The organism is Sphingomonas zeicaulis, from assembly GCF_050433225.1.
Taxonomy (GTDB): domain Bacteria; phylum Pseudomonadota; class Alphaproteobacteria; order Sphingomonadales; family Sphingomonadaceae; genus Sphingomonas_D; species Sphingomonas_D zeicaulis.
The window spans coordinates 138839-162560 of the sequence record NZ_JBNPXQ010000003.1 but is presented as its reverse complement, the minus strand read 5'-3'; the positions used below and the strand labels follow the sequence as shown (position 1 = coordinate 162560).

Annotated in this window: 11 protein-coding genes; 8 read left to right on the top strand and 3 right to left on the bottom strand. The window is 66.4% G+C overall.

The annotated features are described in order from the left end of the window. Window positions 1–115 precede the first annotated feature (115 nt). From FHS96_RS13510 to FHS96_RS13480, 7 genes are all read left to right on the top strand, one after another. On the top strand, window positions 116–934 hold the full coding sequence (locus FHS96_RS13510) for a 2OG-Fe(II) oxygenase (protein WP_429592168.1): 819 nt from the start codon (window positions 116–118) through the stop codon (window positions 932–934). Between the two features lie 11 nt (window positions 935–945). After that, window positions 946–2088, top strand: a complete 1143-nt coding sequence (locus FHS96_RS13505) for a glycosyltransferase family 2 protein (protein WP_429592165.1) — start codon at window positions 946–948, stop codon at window positions 2086–2088. Between the two features lie 11 nt (window positions 2089–2099). After that, window positions 2100–3032: a glycosyltransferase family 2 protein gene (locus FHS96_RS13500; protein WP_429592162.1), complete on the top strand. Its 933-nt coding sequence runs from the start codon at window positions 2100–2102 to the stop codon at window positions 3030–3032. A gap of 224 nt (window positions 3033–3256) precedes the next feature. Next, window positions 3257–7951 carry a MupA/Atu3671 family FMN-dependent luciferase-like monooxygenase gene (locus tag FHS96_RS13495; RefSeq protein WP_429592159.1) on the top strand — a complete coding sequence of 1565 codons (4695 nt, stop codon included), beginning with the start codon at window positions 3257–3259 and terminating at the stop codon, window positions 7949–7951. Window positions 7952–7955: 4 nt separating this feature from the next. Next, complete coding sequence (locus FHS96_RS13490; RefSeq protein ID WP_429592156.1) at window positions 7956–14432, top strand: type I polyketide synthase; 6477 nt, start codon at window positions 7956–7958, stop codon at window positions 14430–14432. Window positions 14433–14452: 20 nt separating this feature from the next. Further along, on the top strand, window positions 14453–15427 hold the full coding sequence (locus FHS96_RS13485; RefSeq protein ID WP_429592153.1) for a glycosyltransferase family 2 protein: 975 nt from the start codon (window positions 14453–14455) through the stop codon (window positions 15425–15427). 46 nt (window positions 15428–15473) lie between these two features. After that, window positions 15474–16142 (top strand): 4'-phosphopantetheinyl transferase family protein, encoded by a 669-nt coding sequence (locus FHS96_RS13480; protein ID WP_429592151.1) that lies wholly within the window; start codon window positions 15474–15476, stop codon window positions 16140–16142. A 27-nt stretch (window positions 16143–16169) separates the two neighbouring features. On the opposite strand, the gene FHS96_RS13475 is transcribed toward FHS96_RS13480, so the two are convergent. Continuing rightward, window positions 16170–16421, bottom strand: a complete 252-nt coding sequence (locus FHS96_RS13475) for a response regulator transcription factor (RefSeq protein WP_429592148.1) — start codon at window positions 16419–16421, stop codon at window positions 16170–16172. 339 nt (window positions 16422–16760) lie between these two features. On the opposite strand from FHS96_RS13475, the gene FHS96_RS13470 reads away from it, so the two are divergent. Further along, window positions 16761–17951, top strand: coding sequence for a DUF418 domain-containing protein (locus FHS96_RS13470; protein ID WP_429592146.1), 1191 nt, complete (start codon window positions 16761–16763; stop codon window positions 17949–17951). A 57-nt stretch (window positions 17952–18008) separates the two neighbouring features. Here the strand turns inward: FHS96_RS13470 and FHS96_RS13465 are convergent, their stop codons facing one another. Next, window positions 18009–18749, bottom strand: coding sequence for a LuxR C-terminal-related transcriptional regulator (locus tag FHS96_RS13465; protein ID WP_429592143.1), 741 nt, complete (start codon window positions 18747–18749; stop codon window positions 18009–18011). 453 nt (window positions 18750–19202) lie between these two features. Beyond that, a complete protein-coding gene (locus tag FHS96_RS13460; protein ID WP_429592140.1) occupies window positions 19203–23375 on the bottom strand; it encodes a beta strand repeat-containing protein in 4173 nt (1390 codons plus the stop codon). Between the last annotated feature and the right edge of the window lie 347 nt (window positions 23376–23722).

Sequence of the window (23722 nt, the reverse complement as noted above, 5' to 3'; positions counted from 1 at the left end):
GTAGGTGTTTTGACGGCTTGTTCCGAAGCGGCTGGAAGCGCTTAATTTAGAGCATCTGAAGCGCGCCGATCGTCGCGCGCATCATCTCGTGCGTCGATCCTGAAAAGGGGTGGGAATGCCACTGCTCAGCTTAACCGATCTCGGTGGTTACCGGTGCTTCGACTTCGACCAGTGCCAGGTCGCCGGTGAAGGGCTGTCGAAGGCCTATCGGGCCAACGCGCCCTATCCGCACATCGTGATGGACGATTTCCTCGATCGCGATCTGCTGCGGCAGGTGGTCGCCGAGTTTCCCGACAGCAGCGGGCAGGATTGCTTCCTGCGCGATCAGGAACGCTACAAGTTCCAATTCCGGCCGGACGAGTGCCCCGGTCCGGCCACGCGGATGCTGTTCGCCGAGCTCAACTCGCGCGCCTTCCTCGCCTTTCTCTCGGCGATGACGGGGATCGAGGGGCTGATCGCCGATCCCTATCATGCCGGCGCCGGCCTGCACGAAACGCGGCGCGGCGGCCATCTCGGCATCCATGCCGATTTCCCGCACCACAACGACATGAATGTCGACCGGCGGCTCAACCTGCTGATCTATCTGAATGACGATTGGGCGCCGGACTATGGCGGCGCGCTGGAGCTGTGGGATCGCAAGATGAAGGCGGCCGAGCACAAGGTGCTGCCGCTGCTCAACCGAGCGGTGGTGTTCAACACCGATCATGACACCTTCCACGGCCATCCCGATCCGCTGACCTGCCCGCCGGATCGGTCGCGGCGCTCGATTGCGACCTATTATTACACCGCCCGCAAGGTGGAGACCGGGATCGAGCGGACCACCGATTTCCGCCGCCGCCCTGGCACCGCCGACAAGCGTGATTGGCGGATCATGATGCAGCACCTGAAGGCGGACTGGATCCCGCCGGCGCTGCAGCGCCGCCGGAGCGCCTGAGGGGGCGATCGATGATCACGGTCTTCGTCTGGCTGCTCTGCCTCGTCGTGGGGCTGCCCGTGGCGGTGCTTGCGGTCGAGTGCGTCACCGGCGCCTGGACGCGGGCACGCGCCGCGGCACCCGCCGCAGACGCGCCCGCCTTCACCGTGCTGATGCCGGCGCACAACGAGGCGGCGGGTATCGCCGCACCGGTGCGGGCGGTGCTCGCGCAGCTTCGCCCGCGTGACCGGCTGATCGTGATCGCCGACAATTGCACTGACGAGACCGCCGCGATCGCGCGCGGACTGGGCGCCACGGTGTTCGAGCGGACCGATCCGGATCGGCGCGGCAAGGGCTATGCGCTGGAATTCGGCCGCGCCCATCTGTCCGCAGGCGTCGATACGGTTGTGATTATCGTCGATGCCGATTGCGAGCCCGAACCGTACGCGCTGCCGCGTCTTGCGGCCACTGCGGGGCGCCAACATGCGGTGGTGCAGGGCGCCTATCTGATGCTGCCGCCGGACGACGCGACCGCGATCGTTCGCGTCTCCTGTTTCGCCTTCCTCATCAAGAATCTCGTGCGGCAACGCGCCCTCAGTGCGCTCGCCGGCGCTGCGCTGCTGCAGGGCAGCGGCATGGCCTTTCCGCGCGAACTGTTCCGCCGCATCGAATGGCGGCCCGACTCGCTGGTCGAAGATCTCGACATGGGGCTGGACCTGCTGCTCCAGGGCGAACAGGTGTTGTTCGAGGAAAGTGCGCGCTTCACCAGCGCCGCCAGTTCGCAGCGCGGCACCGAGGGGCAGCGCCGCCGCTGGGAACATGGCATGCTCCATTCGATGACGGTCTATGTGCCGCGCCTGCTGCGCAGCGGTCTGCTGATGGTTGCGCTCGACCTGATGGTGCCGCCCACCGTGCTGCTGATCGGCGTCGCCGGTCTCGTGACGTTGGTTGCACTGCTGCTCGGCGGTCTGTCGACGCCGGTTCTGCTGCTGATCGGGCTCGAACTCTTGCTCGCCATCGGCCTGGTCGGTGCCTGGCACGCGCATGGCCGGGCGCTGCTGCCGGCCCGCAGCCTCGCTCAATTGCCCGCCTATCTGGTGTGGAAGCTGCCGATCATCGCCCAGTTCGCCACCCGCCGGCAGAAGCAATGGATCCGGACGGAACGAAAGCCATGAACGATATGTCCATGAGGAAATTCGACGGTATCGAGGCCGGCGCGCCCGATGTCGGCCCTGAAGTCGGATTCGTCATCATCGGCCGCAACGAAGGGGAAAGGCTGCGCCTGTCGCTCGCCAGCATCCTGCCCAAGGCGCGCCTCGTCGTCTATGTCGACTCCGGTTCGAAGGATGGCAGTGTCGCGCTGGCGCGCAGCCATGGCATTCCGGTGATCGAGCTCGACACCTCGATCCCGTTCACCGCGGCGCGCGCGCGCAATGCCGGGGCCGCCTGGATGATGGAGCAGGTGCCCGATCTGCCCTTCATCCACTTTGTCGACGGTGATTGCGAACTGGTCGATGGCTGGCTGGAAGCCGCGCTCGACGCGATCAGGGCGGAGCCCGATCTGGCTTCCGTCTGCGGGCGCCGTCGCGAACGCCATCCCGGCATCAGCCCCTATAACTGGCTGTGCGACCGCGAATGGAACACGCCGGTCGGCATCGCGGATACCTGCGGCGGCGACGCGCTGTTCCGTACAGAGGCGTTCCGCCAGGTCGGCGGGTTCTCGCCGGATCTGATCGCGGGTGAGGAGCCCGATCTGTGCCACCGCATCCGCCGCAACGGCTGGCGCATCCGCCGGATCGCGGGCGAGATGACGGTGCATGATGCGGCGATGACGCGCTTTCGCCAATGGTGGCAGCGCAACCGCCGCAGCGGCTATGCGATGGCGGAGGCGGTGGTGCGGCGCGGGCGCGAAAACCCGCGGCTGTGGCACCGCGTGGTCAGCAACACCTTCTGGTCGCTGCCGATCGCCTGGCCGCTGTGGCCCTTGCTGTGGCTGCGCGTGTGCATGAAGGGCGGCCCGGTGTTCGCCAGCTTCATCACGCTCGGCAAACTGCCCCATTTGCAGGGGCAGATCGACTATTGGCGCAAACGCCGCAGCCGGTTGATCGAATATAAGTAATCCGAAAGTCGATCGCCGGCGCGATTTTCTATCTCCTTTTTATCCGGTTGGATCAGCCAGGCGTCGCGGTCGATCGAGCCGCGGCGCCTGATGTTTTCGTCAATGGGACGAACCGGTCCAGAAAATTACCAGCGCGGAAAAATCCTACCGATTTTGCCTACGGGGTTGTTGAAATAGCTGCGGGCGCGGCCGCTGCCTACCATGAGATCAAGAGGGAGATCTCCATGGATGGATTGACGGTTCCGGGGAATATCGACCGGTTTGTCTCGGCCATGAACGAGGACAGGATCAGCGTCGAACCCACGGCAAAACTGCGCTCGGTGCTGATCGGCAACGAGACGCTGCTCGTCGAATGCGCGGACATGCTTCAGCGCAACGGCCACGAGATCATGGCCGTGGTCGCGGGGCAGGGCGCTGCCGCCGATTGGGCGCGCCGCGCCGGGCTGCCGCTGTTCGGCCAGGCGGCCGAGCTGCTTACCGCCGGCCTCGGCCCCATCGACTATCTGTTCAGCATCACCAATCTGTCGCTGGTGCCCGCACCGGTGCTGGCGCTGCCGCGCCGCGCCGCGATCAACTTCCACGATGGCCCGCTGCCCGCTTATGCGGGGCTCAACACGCCGGTGTGGGCGCTGCTCGGCGGCGAGCGCCAGCATGGCGTGACCTGGCACCTGATGACCGATGCGGTCGACGCCGGTGACATCCTCGTCGCCGAGCCGGTCGACATCGACGAAGGCGAAAGCGCACTCTCGCTCAACACCAAATGTTTCGAGGCCGGCATCCGCAGCTTCGCGCTGCTGGTGAAGGAACTGGATGCCGGCACGATGCGCCGCCAGCCGCAGCCGAGCGCGCCGCTGCGCCTGTTCGGCCGCGCCGACCGCCCCCAGGCGGCCGCGACGATCGACTGGCAGGCGCCCGCCGCTGAGATCGCCCGACTGGTATCGGCGCTCGATTTCGGCACCTATCGCAACCCGCTGGGCGCGCCCAAGGCACTGTTCGGCGATGCGCTGCTGCTCGTCCAGGAAGTCGCGCTGCTCGAAAGCGCCTCGGGCGCGACGCCCGGCACGATCCTGGAAGGCGGCGACGCGCCGGTGATCGCCACCGGCAGCAATGATCTGCGCATCCTGCGCTTGGCGGACCTCGACGGCCGAACGACCGGATTGCCGGCGACGGCCGTTGGGGACCAGCTGGCGACGCTCGACGACGACGTCCGCGCCGCGCTCCACGCGTTAGATGGCGCGGCTGGCCGCTATGAGGGCTGGTGGCAGCGCCGCCTCGCTGCGCGCGAAGCGCTGCAACTGCCGCAGTTCACCGCCGCCAACGCCTCCCCGCGCGCCGGTCGCGCCACGCTCGATCGCGCCGTCGCGGCGGGCTCGGCGCAGGCGCTGCTGGCGGCGACCATCGCCTATCTCGGCCGCGTCGCCGATCGTGATCAGGTCGATATCGGCTATACCGATCAGGTCCACACCTCGCGGCTGGATGGTGTTTCGCGCTGGTTCGCGTCGGAACTGCCGCTGCGCGTGACGCTCGACTGGAATGCGTCGCTCGACGTGCTGGCCGATGCGGTAGCGCAAGAGACCGGCAACATGCACAAGCGCGTCGCCATCTCGGCCGACCTGATCGCGCGCACTCCCGAACTGCGCGGCCGCGCCAGCTTCGCGCATCCGGTGACGGTGCAGATGGTCGACAGCCTCGATCAGGCCGCGCCAGCGGCGGAAACAGTGCTGCACATCGCCATCGCCGCCGACGGCGGCACCTGTCGCTGGTCCTTCGATCCGGCACGGATTGATGCCGCGACTGTCGCCGATTTGTGGCAGGGGTTCGAGGCGATGCTGGCGGCAGCCGCCGCCGCGCCCGAAGCGCCGATCGCGCGGCTGTCGCTGCTCGATCCCACTGAATATGTCCGCGTCGTGCGCGAATGGAATGCCAGCACCGCTCCGGCCTCCGCCGCCGCCGGCACGCACCAACTGTTCGTCGCGCAGGCCGCGCGCACGCCTGACCGCACCGCGATAACCTCGCGCGGCGTTTCGCTGACCTATGCCGAGCTCGATGCCCGTTCCAACCGGATGGCGCGCTATCTCGCCGATCTGGGTGTTGGGCCGGACGTGCTCGTCGGCCTCAACCTCGAACGCTCGGTCGAGATGGTCGTCGCGATGCTCGGTATCCACAAGGCCGGCGGCGCCTATGTGCCGCTCGATCCCGCTTATCCGCGTGATCGGCTGGCGCACATGATCAGCGATTCCGGGCTTGCAGTGGTCGTCACCCAGGCCTCGCTGCTCGCCGACCTGCCCGATACCGATGCGCGGATCGTCAATCTCGATGACTCGGGCGCCGCGATCGCCACGCTCTCGCCCGCGCCTTTCGATGGTGGCGTGCGGCCGGAGAACCTTGCCTATGTGATCTACACGTCGGGCTCCACCGGGCTGCCCAAGGGCGTGATGGTCGAGCATCGCAACGTGCTCAACTTCTTCGCCGGCATGGATGCGAAGCTGGAGGCGGACGGCACCTGGCTGGCGGTGACCAGCCTCAGCTTCGACATCTCGGTGCTCGAACTGAGCTGGCCGCTGACCCGCGGCTATCATGTCGTGATCGCCACCGAGCGCGAAGTGCGCGGCGACGTGCCTGCGGTCGGCGTCTCGGCCCAGCCGCTCGATTTCAGCCTGTTCTACTTTGGCAGCGTCGGCAGCGGCAGCATCGCCCAGCAATATCGGCTGCTGCTGGAAGGCGCCCGCTTCGGGGACGCCAACGGCTTCGAGGCGGTGTGGACGCCGGAACGGCATTTCCATGCCTTTGGCGGCCTCTATCCCAACCCTTCCGTCACCTCGGCGGCGATCGCGGCGGCGACCTCGCGGATCAAGATCCGCGCGGGCAGCGTGGTCGCGCCGCTGCACCATCCGATCCGCATCGCGGAGGAATGGGCGCTGGTCGACAATCTTTCCAATGGTCGCGTCGGCATCGCCTTCGCCTCGGGCTGGCAGCCGAACGATTTCGTGCTGAATCCCGCGAACTTCAGCGACCGCAGCGGCGCGCTGGCGCGCAGCATGGAGGATGTGCGGGCGTTGTGGCGCGGAGAGAAGCGAAGCTTCCCCGGTGCACTCGGCCATGACGTGGCGGTTCAGGTCTACCCCCGGCCTGTCCAGCCCGAATTGCCGGTCTGGATAACGTCCGCCGGCAACGCGGCGACTTTCGCCGCCGCCGGCCGCACCGGTGCCTATGTGCTCACGCACCTGCTGGGGCAGAAGGTGGAGGAGGTCGCCGAGAAGGTCGCTGTCTACCGCGCCGCCTGGCGCGAGGCGGGGCATCCGGGTGAAGGCCATGTCACGCTGATGCTGCACAGCTTCGTGGGTGACGATGTGGCGCAGATCCGCGAGATCGCGCGTCAGCCGCTGATCGATTATCTGCGCACCTCGACCAACCTGCTCCAGCAATATGCCTGGTCCTTCCCGACCTTCCGCCGCCCTGAGGGTGCGGAGCCCGGCGACCAGATCGAGCTCTCGGAGCTCAGCGACGAAGAGACCGAGGCGCTGCTCGAACACGCGTTCGACCGCTATTTCGAGACCAGCGGCCTGTTCGGCACGCCCGAGGGCTGCATGGATCTCATCCAGCGGCTGCGCGCGATCGGCGTCAACGAGATTGGTTGCCTGATCGACTTCGGCATCCCCGTGACGACCGTGCTGGAGCATCTGCCCGCGCTCAACCGGCTGCGGCAGCTCGCCAACCCGACCGCGGGCGAGGGCGGCGAAGCACTGCCCGACCTGATGGCGCGCCACGGCGTCACCCATCTGCAGTGCACCCCGTCGCTGGTGCAGATGCTGGCGAGCGATCCCGCCGCGCGGCCGCAGCTTGCCGCGCTCCGCCGGCTGATGGTGGGCGGCGAAGCCTTCCCGCCGCACCTCGCCCGCGACATGACCGGCTTGGTCGGCGGCAGCGTGATGAACATGTATGGCCCTACCGAAACCACGATCTGGTCGGCGGTGCACAACCTCACCACCGAGGATGCGGTGCCGCCGCTCGGCCGGCCGCTGGTCAACCAGCAGATCTACATCCTCGACTGCCGCTTCGAACCGGTCCGTCCGGGCACGCCGGGTGAACTGGTGATCGCGGGCAACGGCGTGGTGCGCGGCTATCACAACCGCGCGGAGCTGACCGCCGAACGCTTCGTGGCTGATCCCTTCCTGGCCGGCGCCCGCGCCTATCGCACGGGTGACCTTGCCCGCCAGCGTGCCGATGGCACGCTGGAGTTCCTTGGCCGCCTCGATCATCAGGTGAAGATTCGCGGCTATCGTATCGAACTGGGCGAGATTGAGGCGCGGCTCGCCGCGCATCCCGGCATCGCCGAAGTGGTGGTGGTGGCGCGCGGCAGCGGCGCCGAAGCACGGCTGATCGCCTATGCGGTGGCCCGCCCCGGCACGGCGCCGACGAGCGAGGAGCTGCGCGAGCATCTCCGTGTCGGCTTGCCGGAATTCATGGTGCCGGCGCACTTCATGCTGCTCGATGCGCTGCCGCGCACGCCCAACGGCAAGACCGATCGGAACGCGCTGCCCGAACCGGTTCAGCAGATGGCGGTCGCCGAGGTCGACGGCGAGGTCGAAGCGGAGGTGCAGAGCCCGCTCGAAGCGCAGATCCAGGCAATCTGGTGCGACGTGCTCAGGCTGCCGCGCGTTGGCCTGCGCGACAATTTCTTTGATCTCGGCGGCCATTCGCTGCTCGCGGTGCAGGTGCATCGCCGGCTCGCCGCGATCGCCGAACGGCCGCTGCCGCTGACCGACATCTTCCGCTTCCCCACCATCGCTGCGCTGGGTGCGCATCTCTCCCAGTCGGACGACCAGCCGGCGTCCGCACAGGAGGGGCTGGATCGCGCCCGCAACCGCCGCGCCGCCCTGCAACGCCGCGGCGCCGCCCGCGCTCTCGCACGGAATTGAGCCCATGTATCAGGATCCCAACGCTTTCGATCCCAATGACGATGCGGTTTCGGACACCGCGATCGCCATCGTCGGCATGTCGTGCCGCTTCGCCAATGCGCGCGGGCTCGATGCTTACTGGTCGCTGCTCAGCGAGGGCCGGGAGGGCGTCGAAACCTATAGCGACGAGGAACTGCTCGCGGCGGGCGTGAGCCCGGCGATGCTGCGCAACCGCAACTATGTCCGTCGCGGCGCGCCGCTCGCCGACATGGAATGTTTCGATGCGTCGCTGTTCGGCCTCTCGCCGCGCGACGCGGCGATCATGGACCCGCAGCATCGCCATTTTCTGGAATGCGCGTGGGAAGCGCTGGAGAATGCCGGCCACACACCGCAGCGTTTCGACGGCACGATCGGCGTGTTCGCGGGCTCGGGCCACAACGCCTACATGCCCTACAATCTGCTGACCAACCCAAAGCTGGTCCGCGACGTCGGCCTGTTCCTGCTGCGCCACACCAGCAACGACAAGGATTTCCTCACCACCCGCGTCTCCTATCTGTTCGATCTCAAGGGGCCGAGCATCAATGTGCAGACAGCGTGTTCGACCTCGCTCGTCTCGATCCACATGGCGGCGCAGAGCCTGATCAGCGGCGAATGCGATATGGCGATCGCCGGTGGCACTTCGATCGAGCTGCCGCACCGCCAGGGCTATGTGTTCGAGGAGGGTGAGATCCTGTCGCCCGACGGCCATTGCCGCCCGTTCGACGCAGAATCGCAAGGCACCGTGTTCGGCAGCGGCGTCGCGGTGGTCGCGCTGCGGCGGCTGGCCGATGCGATCGAGGCCGGCGACCATATCTATGCGGTGCTGCGCGGCTCCGCGATCAACAATGATGGCGCCGGCAAGGTCGGCTATCTCGCCCCCAGCGTTGATGGCCAGGCCAAGGTGATCGCCGAGGCGCTGGCGATGGCGGATGTCGATGCAGGCTCGATCAGCTATGTCGAGGCGCATGGCACCGGCACGCCGGTGGGTGACCCGATCGAGATTGCCGCGCTCACCCAGGCTTTCCGCCAGTCGACCGACCGCGTCGGCCACTGCGCGATCGGATCGGTGAAGGCCAATATCGGCCATACCGACACCGCGGCGGGTGCCGCCGGCCTGATCAAGGTCGCGCTGTCACTGCACAATCGCGAACTGCCCGCCTCGCTCAACTTCACCGCGCCCAATCCGGGCTGCGCGTTCGAGGGTAGCCCGTTCCGCGTGCAGGCCGCCCGTGCGCCCTGGCTGACCACCGGCGGCCAGCCGCGCCGCGCCGGCATCAGCTCGCTCGGCGTCGGCGGCACCAACGCGCATGTCGTGATCGAGGAAGCCCCCGCACGCCGCGCCAGCGGCCGCGGCCGCAACCGCCAGATCCTGCTGACCTCGGCGCGTTCCGACACTGTTGCCGCAGCGAACGGCGCGGCGCTCGCCGACCATCTCGATGCGCAGCCGGCGATCAACCTCGCCGACGCCGCCTACACGCTGGCGATCGGCCGGCAGCATCTGCCCTATCGCCGCTTCGCGGTGGCGACCAGCGCGGCCGAGGCGGCCGAACGACTGCGCGCGACGCCGGAGCGTGCCGCGGTGGCGGCGCTCGCCGATCGCCCGGTCTCCTTCCTGTTCTGCGGCGCCGGCCCGCAGCATGTCGACATGGCGCGCGGGCTCTACGACGCCGAACCGTCGTTCCGTGCCGAAGTGGATAAGACGCTCGCCATTTGCGACCGCATCGGCGTGACCGGCATCAAGCGCTGGATGTTCCCGGCCGATGCCGATCGTGCGCAGGCCGTGCTCGAACTGGAGCGTCCCTCGGTCGCGTTGCCGGCTTTGTTCATCATCCAGACCGCGCTCGCGCGCTTCTGGATGGCGATCGGCGTGCAGCCGAGCGGGATGATCGGCCACAGCTCGGGCGAATATGCCGCCGCGCACATATCGGGCGTGATCGACCTCGAAGCCGGGCTGCGCATCGTCAGCGCGCGCGGCCGGCTGTTCGAAACCATCCGTGACGGCGGCATGCTGAGCGTGCCGATGGCGGAGGCGGACCTGCTGCCGCTGCTCCCCGCCGATCTCTCGATCGCGACGATCAATGCGCCGCGGCTGTGTGTCGTCTCGGGGCCGGCCGCCGCCATCGCGCGCTTCCATGCCGAGCTGGAGGCGCAGGAGATCGAGGCGCAGGTGGTGCGCATCTCGGTTGCCGCGCACTCGCCGATGCTCGATCCGATCCTGCCCGAATTCCGCGCGCTGATGCGGACGATCGCGCTCAAGGCGCCGCAGATCCCCTTCGCCTCCAACCTGACCGGCGACTGGGTGCAGGCGCGCGACGTGACCGACCCCGAATATTGGGTGCGCCACCTGCGCGAGACGGTGCGCTTCACCGATGGCCTGCAACGCCTGCTCGCTGATCCCGATTGCGCGCTGCTCGAAGTCGGACCCGGCCGCGGCATGGCCAGCCTCGCGCGCCAGAACCCCGGCCGCCAGAAGCAGCAGCCGGTGCTGAGTTCGCTGCGCCATCCCGACCAGGCCATTGAAGATGACGCGTTCGTCTTCGACACGATCGGCCAGCTCTGGGCACTCGGCGTCCCGGTGGATTGGGATGCCTTCTTCGCGGGCGAACAGCGGCTGAAACTGCCGCTGCCGACCTATCAGTTCGATCGGCAGCGCCACTGGTTCGATGCCGGCACCTTCGCGCCGACCGCGCAGGAAGATCCCGATGCCGCGCTTGACCGGCACGAAAATGTCGCCGCGTGGCGCTACGAGCCGGTCTGGACGCGCTCCGCGACGCCCGCCGCAGCGGTCGCTCAGGGTCCGGCGATGGTGCTCGAGGATCGTTCGGGCCTGTCGCGCCGGATCGTGGACCGGCTGCGTGCTGCCGGCCGCGAGGTCGTGCTGGTGCGCGCCAGCGATCGTTTCCGCCGGCGCGGCAGTGATCGCTTCACCGTCGATCCGGCAAGCACCGCGGATTATGCGCAGCTCTTCGACTGCCTCGCCGCCGAAGGCCGGCTGCCGACGCAGATCTATCATTGCTGGCTGGTCACCGGATCGGGCTGGCGGCCAAACGGCACCACCAAACTGCTCCAGCGCGGTTTCCACAGCCTCGTCGCGATCGCGCCCGAACTGGCGCGGCAGCTCGGCGAAGCGTCGGTGGAGATCTGCCTCGTCACCGATCATCTCCAGCGGCTGGGCGACGATCATGGCCTGATGCCGGCAAAGGCGACCGCGCTGGGCGCGGCGCAGGTGATACCCACCGAATATCCCAGCCTCCATGTCCGCAGCATCGATGTGGCGCTGCCCGCCGCGGGTGCGACCCGTGCATGGGATGCGCTGGCGGATGCGTTGATCGGCGAGCTGGCGCACGGCTGGTCGGGCGGCCCGATCTGCTACCGCGCCGGCGAACGCTGGGTGCAGGAGCATAAGGCGGTCGGCGCCGAGCCGGCCGATGCGCCGGCGCCCGCGCCGCGGATCCGCGCGGACGGCACCTATGTCATCACCGGCGGCCTCGGCGGCCTTGGCCTCACCATCGCACGGCATCTGGCGGAAAAGCATCAGGCGCGCGTCGCGCTGATCGCGCGCACCGGCCTGCCGCCGCGTGAGGACTGGGCGGAACTGATCGCGGCGCGCACCGCCGATCCGACGATCGAGGACCGCATCCGCAAGGTCCTGGCGATGGAAGCGGCGGGTGCCACCGTCGATCTCGTGGTCGCCGACGTCGGCGACCCCCACGCGATGCGCACCGCGATCCGCGGCATCGCGCAGCGGCTGGGGCCGATCGCCGGCGTGTTCCACACCGCCGGCACGCTCGACGACGGGCTGATCGAAACCAAGACCCGCGCCTCGATAGAAGCGGTGCTCAAGCCCAAGCTGGCCGGCACCTTGGCGCTCGACTATGCGCTGGCCAACCGGCCGGTTGACTTCATCATGCTCTTCTCGTCGATCAGCGCCTTCGCCGGGCTGGCGGGGCAGGCGGATTATGCCGCGGCCAATGCCTTCCTCGATGCCTATGCGCAGGCGCGGCATGACGATCCGGTTACGCAGGTTCTGTCGGTGGGCTGGAGCCAGTGGGCCGAGGTCGGCATGGCCGCCGGGCTCAATGGTGTCGGCGAAGGCGGTGCCGGGCTGCCCGACGATCTCGGCGACGGCAGCGTGATCGATCATCCGGTGCTCGAACGGCTGCATGCGCTTTCGGACGACGAACTGGTCGCCGCGGCGACGCTGTCGCCGGAAACCCACTGGCTGCTCGACGAGCATCGCATCGTCAATGCCGGCGCGCTGATCCCCGGCACCGGCTATCTCGAACTTGCCCGCGCGGCGCACGCGCTGGTCAGCCCCGGGCCGGCGGTACTGTCCGACGTGACCTTTCTTTCGCCCTTCGCGGTGAGCGACGGCGCGGCGCGCGACCTGCGCGTCCATCTGCGCCGCCGCGTCGGTGCCGACTGGCGCTTCGTCGTGCTCGGCCGCCCCGCCGGCGGCAGTGGCGCCTGGGTGGAACATGCCACCGGTTTGGTTTCCGCCGATGGCGTGGCCGAGGTTGCCGGCCGGCTCAACCTGACGCAGATCGCCGGGCGCTGCGGCATGCAGGGGGGCGCCGAGGACAGCCCGGTGCTGCGCTTCGGCCCGCGCTGGGACAATGTTAAGAGCGTCGGACTGGGCAATGAAGAGGCATTGCTGACGCTCGAGGTCGATGCCGCCTTCCATGGCGAATTCGACCGCGTGCTGCTCCACCCGGCGTTGCTCGATTTCGCCACCGCCGGGGCGCAGCGGCTGATCCACGGCTATGATCCCGCCCGCGATTTCTTTGCCCCCTTCGCCTATCGCCGGATGGTGCTGCACGCGCCGCTACCGCCTAAGGTGGTCAGCCATATCCGCTATCGCTCGAACGGCGAGGTCGCCGGCCTGACCGCGATGTTCGACGTGACCATCGCCGACACGGCCGGCACGGTGCTCGCCGAGATCAGCGACTTCACGATGATGCGGGTGCGCGATGCCGGCAGCCTTGCACGCGTCGCCGAGCCGGAGCGCGCCGCGGGCAATGCGGAGCCGGTCGCCCCGGCCGAGCGGATGGAAGCCATTCTGCCCGAAGAAGGCCTGCGTGCGATCGATCTGCTGCTTGCCGGTCCGGCGCGGCCGCATGTCATTCTTTCGCCCTATGATCTCGATCCGGCGCTGGCTCGATTGCGGGCGCCCAAGCGCGCCGCGCGACGGGTGGCGGCGAATGATGATGGCGCAGCAGATGCCGATCTGCCGGCGACCGCTACCGAACAGGTCATTGCCGATCTCTGGTCCGAACTGCTCGGTGTCTCTCCCATTGGCCGCCACGACAATTTCTTCGATCTCGGGGGCCATTCGCTGCTCGCGGTGCAGTTCACCAACCGGCTGCGCAAGAAGACCGGGCGGAACCTGCCGCTGGCCGCGTTGCTCGACACGCCCACCGTGGCGCATCTCGCGCGCGTCATCGATCCGGAAGGATCGGCAGCGGCCGATGCCGCGGCGGCGGGCGAGGGGGCAGTGATCGACGTGCCTGTGCTCCAGGTGGCCAGCCATGACGTGGTGACGATCCGCTCCGGCGGTTCGCAGACGCCGATCTTCTTCGTGCATGACGGCTTGGGCGAGACCCTGCTCTATCGCGGCCTCGCGCTGCGCCTCGATCCGGCGCGGCCGATCTACGGCGTGGAGCCGCTGCGCAACGCGGCGGGCGGCTATGCCCACACCCGCATCCAGGAAATGGCGACCAACTATGTCGAGCGGATCCGCACGGTTCAGCCCGAGGGGCCCTATATGCTCGCAGGGCTGTGCGCCGGCGGTGTGATCGCGTTCGAAATGGCGCGGCAGCTTCAGGATGTCGGCCAGCGCGTCGCCTTCGTCGGCATCATCGACGCGGCCGATGTCGGCGCGGCGAAGCGGCCCTTCTACATCACCCGCTCGCGCCTCGAACGCATCCGCGCGCTGATCGGCGAGCAGGGGCTGTTCACCTTCCTGCCGTCGCTGGCGCGCAAGACGGTCAACGCGCTGCGCTGGGAAATCGGCTCGCGCCTCCGCCAGGCACGCGACCGCCGCACCGTCCAGCAGATCCGCGACGCCAACACCGCGGGCGCGGAGACGGCGATGCATCAGGATGCGATCAGCTTCCTCAAGCTCTATGAGGTCGCGCATAAGCTGCACCGGCCCGAGGGACTGTTCGCCGGCGGCTCGGTGGCGCTGTTCAAGGCGACGCAGGGCAATGGCCAGATCGACGATCTGCCCTATCAGCTCGTCTATGCCGATTATGCGCTCGGCTGGGGCCGGCGGGTGATGGACGAGGTGATGGTGGTTTCGGTGCCCGGCGGCCACAGCAGCGTGCTGCAGGAACCGCATGTCGGCACCCTGGCACGCTGGTTCCAGGATGCGGTAGACAGCGCCGCGGACCGCGCCGGCCTGCAGGTAATTGCCGACCTCGACCCGGCCGACGAGTCGATGATGGCAGTGGCGGCCGAATGATGATGCCGGGAAGAGCGGGAGTGGCCGGACAGCCGTCGATCGACGTCGTCATCGTCAACTACCGCACGGCCGATCTCGCGATCACCTGCCTCGAATCGCTCGTGGCTGAACGGAGGGAGATCCCGTCGCTGCGGGCGATCGTGGTCGACAATGAGTCGGGAGACGGATCGGCGGCGCGGATCGCGGCGGCGATCGAGGCGCGTGGCTGGTCATGGGCGACCGCGCTCGAAGCGGGGCGCAATGGCGGCTTCGGTGCGGGCAATAATGTCGGCATCGCGCATGCGCTGGCGGAGCCCGACTCGGCCGACCTGATCTGGATGCTCAACCCGGATACGCGCGTGATGCCGGGCGCCGCTGCTGCGCTGGTGCGCTTCATGGCCGCGCATCCCCGCGCCGGCATCGCCGGCAGCGCGCTGCGCGAGGGCGATGGCACCTTGTGGCCATATGCCTTCCGCTTCCCGAACGTGCTCGGCGAGATCGAGCGCGGCGCGCGCTGGGGGCTCACCTCGCGCCTGCTGCGCAAGCAGGCGACCGCACGGCGGATGGAGGAAGGCACTGCGCGGGTCGACTGGGTATCCGGTGCCAGCTTCGTGGTGCGCCGCGAACTGCTGGAGGCAGGGCTGCGCTTCGACGAGGATTATTTCCTCTATTATGAGGAGACCGATCTCTGCTTGCAGGCGAAGCGCGCTGGCTGGGAGTGCTGGTACGTGGCCGAGGCTGAAGTGCTGCACATCGCGGGGCAGAGCACCGGGGTGACGGGCAAGCAGGCGGTGGTGCGCCGCATGCCTTCTTACTGGTTCGACTCGCGGCGGCGCTATTTCGTCAAGAATCACGGGCGCTTTTACGGAATGCTTGCGGATGCAGCCTGGATCGGCGCACATCTCTTCGATCGCGCCAAGCAGGCAGTGCAGCGGTCGGACAGCGCGGATCCACCGCGGCTGCTTGCGGATTTCGTCCACCATTCTGCGCTGATGCCGCGTCAGCGCCGGGGATAGATCGATGCTATCATGGCCCATGACGTCGCCGGCACCGAGCGTGCCGGTGCTCGATGGCCTGTTGGTGTATCCGTTGAACGAGAGCGGGGCACCGTTTCCGATGTGGCTGGTATCGCTCCCGGTCGCACCGTCCCCGACATTGTTGCAGCTGCTTAGCATCGAAGAGCGGCAGCGCGCCGATCGCTTTCGCACCGCGGCGCTGCGCCAACGCTATATTGCCGCGCATGCCGGATTGCGCCTGCTAGCCGCCCGTTGTTTTGGCGGTGCAGCGGGGGCTGAGCAGGTGGTGCGCGATGCGCGCGGCAAGCTTCAATTGCGCTGCGGCGTGAACGCGCAATGCAGCATCAGCTATGCCGCTGACCAGGCGCTGATCGGTATCTCAGAAGGATCTGCAATCGGCGTGGACGCAGAAAATCTCCGGCCGATCGATGATGCGGCGGAGCTCATGGAACTACATTATACGCCCGCTGAGCGAGCCGCACTGCGTGCGCTGACGCAGGCCGGGAAGGCCATCGATCACGCCTTCCTTGCGATCTGGGTCCGCAAGGAAGCCTGCGTGAAAGCCCTTGGCAAAGGGCTGGCCATTCCATTGACCGAAGTTGAAATTGGGCTGCAGTCTCGAATGACGACAGTGCGAATTGGAAAGTCTGGTCTTCGCACCGCCGCCATTCAAGCTCCAGGCGACCTTGTCATTGCTTGGGCTCAAACCCTTTGATTACGAACCGCGTACGCTGACTGCCCGTCAGGCGAGACGCATGTTCGCAACGCCGCGCTCGGTCGGCAACAAGCCTTCCCGGATCACGTGCGCAATCATATGCGCACGATTACGCGTCCTGGTCTTGAGGCGAACGTTTTCAACGTGACGTTCGACAGTGCAGGGCGCGATTGCCAGTTCCAGTGCGGCCTCCTTGGCCGACAGTCCCAGCGCCACGAGCCGCAGCACTTCATATTCACGATCGGTAAGTTGGATTAGATCCTCGGTAGTTCTCGGCATGAAAACCCCCCCACTTGATTTACTTGAGACCCTTCCGGGTGCCGCATTCATAGGTCCGGGGAAGGCACGGAGTCTCGCGCGCTTTCGGATAAGGGCAGGCGGTCAAGGGATAGTGGGAGCGGTCCATAAATGCCGCCGGAGGATCAAATGGATATAAATGTTAAAACGGATTAAAACCCATATTGACGCAGTGCAGCATCGCAGCACGAGCGTGATCTCCGTCACAGTCTATAATCCCCCAATTGGGGGAAGGGAAGAACGCCTTGGGAATTTACAGCATGAATCTTGTCCATTTTCGTTGCAATGGGCTACCAAGGGACTGACTCATCAGGGCGGGGAATGAGTGTGGTGCGGGGTGATCGGTTAATCGTGGTGGACGCCATCCGCGGATTCGCGCTGATGGCGTTGTTCCTGGTCCACATGATGGAGAGCTATGAGCTCTATTGGGCGGCGCCGAAAGAAGATGCCGTCGTCCACGGCATCTTCCTGCTGTTCATGGGCAAGAGCTTTTCGTTGCTGGCGCTCTGCTTCGGCTTCGGCTTCTTCGCGCTGATGCGTGGTGCAGCGGCACGCGGCGTGGACTTTTCGGGGCGTTTCGTCTGGCGGTTGATCGTGCTGGCCGCGATCGGGTCGCTGCATGCCCTGATCTACCGCGGCGACATCATCCAGTTGCTCGCGATGCTGGGGCTGATGCTGCCGCTGTTCCACCGGATAAAGAGCAACAAGCTGATCGTCGCGATCGCCGCGGCCTTTCTCCTCCAGCCGGTATTGTTGATACAGTTCGCCCTGATGTTCTTCGGGGATGGACCTGGCGGCGCTGCCGGTGCCGCATTGGCCGGGGGCGATCCGGCGATGCCCATCTACCTCCACGGCGATTTCAGCGCCGTGTTGCGCGAAAATCTGGTCGATGGGCAGATCGCCAAATGGACCTTCCTGCTTCATTCGGGCCGCATCCTGCAGATCGCCGGGCTCTATCTCGTCGGGATGGTGCTGGGCCGCGTCGATTTTTTCGGTCGTCTTGCCGAAAATGTCAGAGCCCGTCGTGTCTCGCTCGTCGTCGCGGTCGTGATCGCGCTCATGACTCACTTCGCAGTCGCTGCGATGAATCACGCCGCGCTGCACCAATTTCTCTCGGAAGATGGGCATCGCCTTTTGGGTGTCGTGGTGGGCGGATGGTTCGACCTCGCGGTCACGGCAATGTGGGTGCTGCTATTGTGCGAGCTGTGGCTGAGCAGTGCCGCCTTTTTGCTTACGCCGCTTGCCTCGGTCGGAAGGGCGACCCTCAGCCTCTACATTCTCCAGTCATTGATTTTCGTGCCGCTGTTCTACCCTTTTGGGTTGGGCGTTTACGATGATTGGGATAGCAAAACGCGCCTGATGGCCGGACTATGCGGCATCGCAGCGCAGTTGATCACAGCGCGGCAATGGTTTGCGCACTTTCGATACGGTCCAATCGAGTGGGTGTGGCGCTCGCTCACCTATTTGCGCACGGATATCCCGCTACGGGCGAGCCAGAGTAGCGCTGGCTGAATGCAGGGGTTGTGAGATTGAAATCCGGCGGTCGCAGGCCCGCGCTATGCGCTGTCTTCAGATCATCCCCGGCCAGGAGATCATCGACTGGACGAGCGCAGCGCTTGCGAGGAACAGGATCAAGGCCGCACGACTGGTCGTGCGCGGCGGGCTGCGGTCGGCAAACAGGCCCAATTCCTTCGCGAGGATCGCGGCCTGCGTGCGGTTGCGCACCGAAAGCTTGCGAAAAATCGTTTTGACGGCAAGCTTTACCGTTGCCTCGCTGACCCCCAGTTCCCGTGAGATCAACTTGTTTGGTAGCCCCATCACAAGACCGCGCAGGATATCCTGCTCACGCGCTGTCAGGTCGAACCGTGCCAGGTCCGCGCTATGGTCGTCGCGATTGTCCGCCGGGTGAAGATCGCGCAGCGTGTCGATCAGATCCGCGGGCGCAACTTTTTCGCCCATCGACACGAGCTGCATCTTCGCGAGAAAAGCCTGATAAGGCACGTCATTGAGCACATAGCCATATGCGCCGGCGGCAAAAATGCGGCTCATCGTATCGAAATCAAAGCTCTCAGTCAGCACGACCAGCTTGGCGCGATCGAACCGTCCGATCAGCTCGGAGATCCGGTCAACGCCGTCATGTTCCATAATTGCCTGATCCACGATAATGATATGGCTATCACTGTCGGCGAGTTCATCGATATCTTCAATCGACTGAGCGACATTATAGCCACCGTCTGTCAAAATCCGTCTCAAACCCTCACGGGCGAGAGCATTCTTGACGACGAGGGAAGCAACAACAGTACGTTCCATGCGCGAGGCCTTCATCTCGCAACCATAAGCGGCGCCAGCGCACATAAGAGCGCTCGATTCTACCACTTGGCTAAACCCCACCAGACGGGCGAATATCTGCCCTGATCAAAAAGGATAACATGGATTGCGTTGAGTGCAATCCATGATTCCCAGAGCGGCTTTTGGCCTCGGACCGCGTCGTACAAAATAGGGCGTCCGCCGGGGCTTCCCGGCAAATGCCGCTCCCACCGGCCACGCGCGCTGCCGAGGTGCCGCGCTGACCAGGGAGGTCGATGACGCGATGGTCGGCAATGCGAACCGCATCTTCAAGCCATTGCGAGCGCTATCAACCCATCTCCGATAGCGGAGCAGCCTCCGCTCGGCAGGGCGGGCCCCGGCGGTTTTGCCGCCGGGACCGCGATGTGGCACGGATCTGGTCATGAGAGGGCACGGGTTCGGTTGCCGGGCACCGCGTCAAAGCACCCAGGTGCCGGTGAACGCGGTGACGTCGCCGGTGAACAGGATCGAAAAATCGGCAATCCCGTCTCCATTATTGTCGGCGAGCAACGTCGTCCGATTGGTTCCCGCGTCAAAGGCCAACGTCAGTTCACCCGCAGATCCGCTGAAGCTTTCGACAAATCGAAACGCATCGTTGATGTCCGGCGTTCCGACATCGGCATCGATCTGCCACAGGTCGAGCATGTCACCGGACGAAAAGTCGGTGATCAGATCGGGGGCAGCCAAAGTGCTTTCTGCAGCATCCATATAGAAGAACGTATCGTTGCCGCCGCCGCCGGTCAGCGTATCCGCGCCGCCGCCGCCGGTCAGGGCGTTCGCCACACTTGATCCGATCAGCACGTCGGTGAAATTGGACCCAAGAACGCTTTCGATGCCGATCAGCGTGTCGGTGCCGTGCCCGCCGCCGATCGCCTGCGGCGTGGTCAGGCCCAGATTGACATGGACACCAGCTGACGAGGTCTCATAGCTGACGATGTCGTTGCCGGCGCCGCCATCCAGATAGTCGTTGCCGGCACGGCCGAAGAGGATGTCGTCACCATTGCCGCCAAACAGCCGGTCGTCGCCATTGCCACCGTCGAGCACGTCGTCGCCGCTGCCGCCGCTCAATATGTCGTTGCCGAGGCCGCCGAACAGGTTGTTGAACTGGGCGTTGCCGGTCAGCACGTCATCGAAGCTGGAACCGACGATATTCTCGATCGAGAGCAGCGTATCGATGCCCGCACCGATCGTGTTCTGCGCGGCGGTGGTCAGCAGGCTGACGGTTACACCCGCGGTCGCACCGAAATAGCTGGCGGTGTCGCGGCCGGCGCCACCGTTCAGCACATCGTTGCCGAGGCCGCCAGTCAGCGTGTCGTCTCCGGCATTGCCGATCAGCACATTGTCGCCGGCATCACCGGTCAGGGTGTCGTTATAGGCCGAACCCGTGACATTCTCGATGCTGATCAGCGTGTCGGTGCCGGCGCCGAGCCGCGCCTGCGCGCTGGTGGCGGAGAGATTGACGATGACCGCGCCGTTGGCCGTCGCATAGCTCGCCGTGTCGATTCCGGCCCCACCGTCGAGCGTGTCGTTGCCGCTGCTGCCGGTCAGAATGTCATTGCCATCGCCGCCGGAAAGGATGTTCGAATAGATGTTGCCGGTCAGCACATCGTTGAACGCAGTGCCGATGACATTCTCGATGCTGCGGATCGTGTCGATCCCGGCACCTCCTGTGTTCTGTCCCCAGGTCGCGATCAGGTTGACCGTCACGCCGGCGCCCACCAGCGAATAATCAAGCGTGTCGTTGCCTGTGCCCCCGTCGATGACATCGTTGCCGAGATCGCCCGCGATCAGATCGTTGCCACCACCGCCAGATAGGCTGTTGTCGCCGGCATCACCGGTCAGCACATCGGCAAAATTGGTACCGATCAGCCCCTCGACGTTGGTGAGCGTATCGACGCCGCCACCGCCGGTGTTCTGCGGCCCCGCAACGAGCAGGCTCACCGTCACGCCGGATGCCGCGTCGGCATAGCTCGCCACGTCGGCGCCCGCGCCGCCGTCGATGAAGTCGTCACCCAGCCCGCCGCGGATCAGGTCATTGCCGTCCCCGCCCAGTAGCACGTCGTCGCCGGCAAGCCCGTCGATCTCGTCATTGCCGGCGCCGCCCTCGATGCGGTTGGCGCCCGCTGCACCCGTAAGCTTATCGTTGAACGCGCTGCCGATCAGGTGTTCGAACCCGGAAAGCGTGTCCGCGCCGGCGCCCAGCGTATTCTGCGCCGTGGTGAGGTCGAGCCGGACGCTGACGCGCGCAACCGCGCTCGCATAGCTGACCGTGTCGATGCCATCGCCGCCGATCAGCGTATCCGCGCCAGCGCCGGCGCCGCCGTCGATCAGGTCATTGCCAGCGCCGCCATCGATGACGTTGCGGATGTTGCCCGCACTGTAGCCGGTCAGCACATCATCGAACGCCGAACCGATCAGGTTCTCGACGCGCACGATCGTGTCGGTTCCCGCACCGCCGGTGTTCTGCGCCGTGGTGAGCGCGAGGTTGACGGAGACGCCGGCTCCCGCCGACGCGTAGCTGACGGTGTCGATTCCGGACCCGCCATCGATCATGTCGTCGCCTAGCCCGCCTTCCAGCATGTTGGCCAGGTTGTTGCCGATCAGCACGTCGTTGAACGCCGAGCCGATCAGATTCTCGATGCTTACGAGGCGATCCGTGCCCGCGCCGCCGGTATTCTGTGCGGTGGTGAGCGCAAGGTTTACGGTAACGCCTGCCGTGGCAGACGTGTAGCTCGCGGTATCGATGCCGCCGCGGCCGTCGATCAGGTCGTTGCCCGCGCCGCCCTCGATGATGTTGGCGCTTCCATCGCCATAGAGCGCGTCGTCGAACGCGGAGCCGGTGATGTTCTCGATGCCGGTCAGCGTGTCGCTGCCCGCGCCGCCGGTGGCGGTGCCCGCCGCGAGGTCGACGGTGACGGCGGCCGCCGAGCCCGTATAGGCGGTGGTGTCGATGCCGTCGCCGCCGGCGATCAGGTCATCGCCCGCGCCGCCTTCGAGCACATCATTTCCCGCGCCGCCCGAAAGGCTGTCGGCGCTCACTGAGCCAGTGATACGATCCGCCGCCGCGCCGCCGACCACGGTCACGCCGCTGCTCGCGCCGCTCGCATCGAAGATGGTCGCCTGGTTGGCGAGCGTGAACTGGCTCACGCCATTTTCGAAACCGTCGAGCACCACCGTGCCACCGGTCGTCAACACCACCTGCTGCGCCGAGACATGGCTGAGCGCATCGAGCTGGGCTGCGGTGAACGCGATCGTGTTGGCAGCGCCCGCCTGGACGATGCGCTCGACATCGGTCAGCGCCACGCCGGAGAGATCGACGTCCGCGGCGAAGTCCAGATAGAGCGTTTCGGTGCCGGTGCCGCCGTCATAGCTTTCGCCGACCTCGATGTCCCCGACACCCTCGACATGGAAGGCATCGTCGCCCGCGCCGCCGACCAGCGTATCCGCACCGGCACCGCCATAGAGCAGATCGTTGCCGTCGCCGCCGGACAGTGTGTCGGCACCGCCGGCACCGTGCAGAATATCATTGCCGGTCGAACCGGTGACGATGTCGGCACCGGCATTGCCGTTGACGACCTGGTCGCCGACGGCGCCGGTCAGGTCGAGCGTATTGCCGTCCACCGAAAGGTTGAACGCGCCGACGGTGCCGCCGGCCAGCGCCACCGTGCCGCCGGTGGTCAGCGTGACGCTGCCGGCGGTGATCGCGTCGAGCGCATCGAGCTGCGCGGCGGTGAGCGCAACGTCGAACGCACCTGCCTGGACAATCGCCTCGACGCCGGCCAGCGTGATGCCCGAAAGATCGGCACCGGCGGCGAAATTGAGATAGAGCGTGTCGGTGCCGTCGCCGCCGTCATAGTTTTCGCCGGCCTCGAGATCGGCGACAATTTCGACGTGAAAGGCATCATCGCCCGCGCCGCCGCTCAGCGTGTCCGCGCCGGCGCCGCCATAAAGCGTGTCATTGCCGTCACCGCCAGACAGCGTGTCGGCACCGCCGGCACCGCGCAGCGTATCGTTGCCAGCAGAGCCGGTGACGATATCGATGCCGGCATCGCCGTTGACAACCTGGTCGCCGGCCGATCCGGTAAGGTCGAGCGTATTGCCGTCGGCGGAAAGGTTGAACGCGCCGACCGTGGCACCTGCCAACGCGACGGTGCCGCCGGTGGTCAGCGTGACGCTGCCGGCGGTGATCGCGTCGAGCGCGTCGAGCTGCGCCGCGGCGAGGGCAACGTCATAGGGGCCGGTCTGGACGATGGCTTCGATGCCGGCCAGCGTTACGCCCGAAAGGTCGACTGCATCGGCGGCATCGATGCGCAGCACGTCGGCACCTTCGCCGCCGTCGTAGATCTCGCCCGCCACGATCTCGCTCGCTGCGGCGACCACGAGGATATCGTCGCCCACGTCGCCGTTGACGATGTCCAGCCCGGTCCCACCCGAGAGCGTGTCATTGCCTTCACCGCCATTCAGTACGTCATTGTCTTCGCCGCCCGACAGCGTGTCGTTGCCGGCCAGACCATTGATCGTATCCGCTTCCGCCCCCAGCGCATCGCCGACGATGACGTCATCGTCCGGTGTCCCCTCGTAAGTCGCCATGTCAAAACTTTCCCCGTGCCGTACAGCGCTCAAGCACATCGCCTGATGGTCCCGGCCTAGGTTGCAAGCCTACGCAAGAACGCCACGCCGACTATTCGGCTTTCTCAGGGGGAGGATCTGGCTGCGGGAATGCGGACCCAAGCACACGGACGGGCGCTTTGCTTGGGGCGTTTCGCTGAGCACGCGCAACGATTTGAATCTCCATCCGGTGGGCGCGATCTGGCCCGTAAAATCATTTCGCGGAGAGGCGGCTGCGTCTGCGCCAGAGGCGCGGTCCAGATCCGCAGTCCTGACCCGCGAAAGTCCGTCGCGCCGCCGCAGCCAAGTTTTGCCGGGCGGCGTCTGCA

What these genes read in the sequence shown, in the direction of transcription:
- FHS96_RS13510 (WP_429592168.1), top strand. Translation starts at nt 116, where the DNA reads ATGCCACTGCTCAGCTTAACCGATCTCGGTGGTTACCGGTGCTTCGAC.
- FHS96_RS13505 (WP_429592165.1), top strand. Translation starts at nt 946, where the DNA reads ATGATCACGGTCTTCGTCTGGCTGCTCTGCCTCGTCGTGGGGCTGCCC.
- FHS96_RS13500 (WP_429592162.1), top strand. Translation starts at nt 2,100, where the DNA reads ATGAGGAAATTCGACGGTATCGAGGCCGGCGCGCCCGATGTCGGCCCT.
- FHS96_RS13495 (WP_429592159.1), top strand. Translation starts at nt 3,257, where the DNA reads ATGGATGGATTGACGGTTCCGGGGAATATCGACCGGTTTGTCTCGGCC.
- FHS96_RS13490 (WP_429592156.1), top strand. Translation starts at nt 7,956, where the DNA reads ATGTATCAGGATCCCAACGCTTTCGATCCCAATGACGATGCGGTTTCG.
- FHS96_RS13475 (WP_429592148.1), bottom strand. Translation starts at nt 16,421, where the DNA reads ATGCCGAGAACTACCGAGGATCTAATCCAACTTACCGATCGTGAATAT.
- FHS96_RS13470 (WP_429592146.1), top strand. Translation starts at nt 16,761, where the DNA reads ATGAGTGTGGTGCGGGGTGATCGGTTAATCGTGGTGGACGCCATCCGC.
- FHS96_RS13465 (WP_429592143.1), bottom strand. Translation starts at nt 18,749, where the DNA reads ATGGAACGTACTGTTGTTGCTTCCCTCGTCGTCAAGAATGCTCTCGCC.
- FHS96_RS13460 (WP_429592140.1), bottom strand. Translation starts at nt 23,375, where the DNA reads ATGGCGACTTACGAGGGGACACCGGACGATGACGTCATCGTCGGCGAT.